Annotated in this window: 3 protein-coding genes; 1 reads left to right on the top strand and 2 read right to left on the bottom strand. The window is 65.2% G+C overall.

Annotated features, from left to right (window positions below; translation table 11 throughout):
• Together QOI01_RS35665 and QOI01_RS35660 are read right to left on the bottom strand one after the other, a co-directional pair.
• Positions 1–590, bottom strand: a 590-nt coding sequence (locus QOI01_RS35665; RefSeq protein ID WP_526388893.1) for a VOC family protein, incomplete at its 3' end; no start/stop codon positions are given.
• Positions 591–630: 40 nt separating this feature from the next.
• Entirely contained in the window at positions 631–2262 is a 1632-nt protein-coding gene (locus QOI01_RS35660) for an FAD-dependent oxidoreductase (protein ID WP_526388891.1), read from the bottom strand.
• Positions 2263–2366: 104 nt separating this feature from the next.
• On the opposite strand from QOI01_RS35660, the gene QOI01_RS35655 reads away from it, so the two are divergent.
• Positions 2367–2617 (top strand): TetR/AcrR family transcriptional regulator (locus QOI01_RS35655; protein WP_526388889.1); only part of this gene is annotated, 251 nt, incomplete at its 3' end.

Here is a 2617-nt window from a genome sequence, read left to right as displayed (position 1 = left end):
CGCAGGAAGTGCGGTGTTTGCATCACCAGGTGCCCGAGGCGCTGCACCTGCGCGGGTTCACTGGGCGGACGCTGAGTGGCGTTGATCCGCAGATGATCACTGCCGAAATTGAATGTGTGCACCCGCTGTTCGGGCATGCCCGGCAGATCGTGTCGCCCGTGGTAGACCCCGACGGCGATTCCGCTCGGGTCGCACAGTCGCACGATGTAGCCCTCGCCAGGTCCGTCGAGCGGCTCGACGCGCCGATTGTCCACCGACGCTAGCGTGTGCAGGTCGGACGCGTCGGCCGCCTTGAACGTCGGGCCAATGAACCGGGACCGGGCGCCCTTGCGGATGACCACTGCGGGCGTGCCCGGCAGTGAACCCCGCAGATACACGGTCCTGGGTTCGCGGGCGGCGACGGCGAAACCGAAGGCGCGCGCGAAGGTTTCGGCACGGTCGAGATCCGGCTTCTCGAATTCGAGCCAGGCCAGGTCGGTGACCTTGATCGTCGGATTGATGGAGCGTCCGCTGTGTTCGCCTCGGTTGGTTCCGTGCTCGCTGTGGAGGTCGGCGTGCCCGTCGACTGCGATCGAGTGGTGATTCTTCATGGGCGTCTCCTGTGGAGTAAGGGCCTTGAGGGTGTGCTTGTCATCGCGCGCCACGCGCACTGGCGATGATGTCGGCGGGGTCGGCGACGGCGGTTCCGCTCCAGGCGATATGCAGGTCCGGGCGGACGAGGACCAGTTTGTGGCGATACAGCTGGCACAACCGTGGGTCGTCGAGGATCAGATGACGCACCGGCACGCCTGCCAGTTCGGCTTCGTCCAGGAGTCGCTTGGCGTCGCTGGGGCCAGGGACGGCGTCGACGAGGGTGTAGCCGCGGCCGAATCGGTCGAACAAGGTCTCGCCGTCGGCGACAACCACGTTCGGTGCGCGGTGCCCTGGCCGCACGGTGGGCACGAAGGTGCGCCGATCCCACGGGGGTGCTTCGTCATCGGTGGCGCACACGATCGGAGAATCGTCATACCTCAGGTCGAGTTCGATTCCCAGGCTGAGGTTTTCGGCGTCGTTGGTGGTGAGGAACTCGGTGACCGCCGCACGGTGCGCGTGCCCGTCGTCACCGTCGTGGTCGAGGAGTTCCGGATCGACCATGTCGCGATACTGGAAGAGGACCACCGCATTTTCGACCGAGGCGTTGCGGTTGCGCTCTCCGACCGGGCGTCGCTCGGCCTCATAGCTGGCCAGCAGGTCCGGCCCGCCCCAGCCGTGCAATGTGCCGGCGAGCTTCCAGCCGAGGTTGAACGCGTCACCCACACCCGTGTTCATTCCGTAGCCCCCGGTCGGGACCATCGTGTGCGCCGAGTCTCCGGCGAGCAGGATGCGGCCCCGGCCATATCGATCGGCGAGCAGCGCGTTGGGCCGCCACACACTCGAGGCCAACACCTCATCAACCTTGATCGGGTGGCCCAATGCGCGGGCGACGAATTCGATGGGATCCCCGATCGGATCGGGATCGTCGACATCGGGCCCCAAATCCTGGTGCAGTGTCCAGGTGTCCACCTCGTCCTGCGCGATGAGGACTGCCCCGCCGGTGGTGTAGAGGTGCCAGAACTGACCGAGCGCACACCGATTGGCCAGATCCGTGGACCGGAAGTGCACCAAGGCAAACGTCGTGACGTCCTTCGCGCCCTCCATCGGTATCCCGAGCTGGTTGCGGACCCGACTCGACGCGCCGTCACATCCGACGAGGTAGCCGGCACGGATCTGCACTGACTCACCACCGTCGTCGACGATGGTCGCGTCCACTGCGTCGCCGACTTCCGCCGATCCCTCCAGGCACCAGCCCTGCCGGACGTCGATCAGCGGGTCGCGCTTGCAGCGCTCCATCATCACCGCTTCGAAGATCGCCTGCGAGCAGCGTTGCCACGGCTGGCCCGGACGCGCCCCGTCGGTCACGCCGCGCAGTGTTGCCGCCTGCTCGTCGACCGAAGGCAAGGACCAGCGGGTGATCTCCGGGCCGTCGATCCCGGGAGCGAAGATCACGTCGAACGAATGCTGCGGCGCCACCCCCAAGCGGCGCAACTCGTCGTCGACGCCCAACCGACGGAGCAGCTCCATGCTGGCCCCATTCGTGATGTCCATCTTCGGGAACCGGGTCGTGTGCGTATTACGTTCGGCGAGTACACAACTGATGCCATACTGGGACAACACGCTAGCGAGGACGAGTCCCGTCGGACCGGCACCAGCGATCAAGACCGGAGCATCAAGCGTCTTTGTCATGGGGAGGTCTCCTGTCGCTGCCGAGCCGTTCTGAGTCCACGATATGGCTTAAGTTGATAGGTGTCAATATAATTGTTGACGTGGCGTCTGGCATAATTTGTCACATGGTTTCTACCCGGACATCGAAGGGGCGTCGCGGTCGCCCGAAGTCGGCGGACTCGACGCCGCTGGAGGACATCCTTGAAGCGGCCCTGGTTGCGTTCGCGACGTACGGATACGACGGCGTTTCGCTGCGGACTCTCAACCGGGACCTCGGCGTCAGCCACAATCTGATCTATCAGCGCTTCGGCAGCAAAGACGATCTGTGGCGGGCCTCAGTCGATTTCGGATTCGGCCCGCTGCTGCGCATCATGCA

The organism is Mycobacterium sp., assembly GCF_032162605.1.
GTDB lineage: Bacteria > Actinomycetota > Actinomycetes > Mycobacteriales > Mycobacteriaceae > Mycobacterium.
This window is presented reverse-complemented; position numbering and strand designations above follow the sequence as displayed.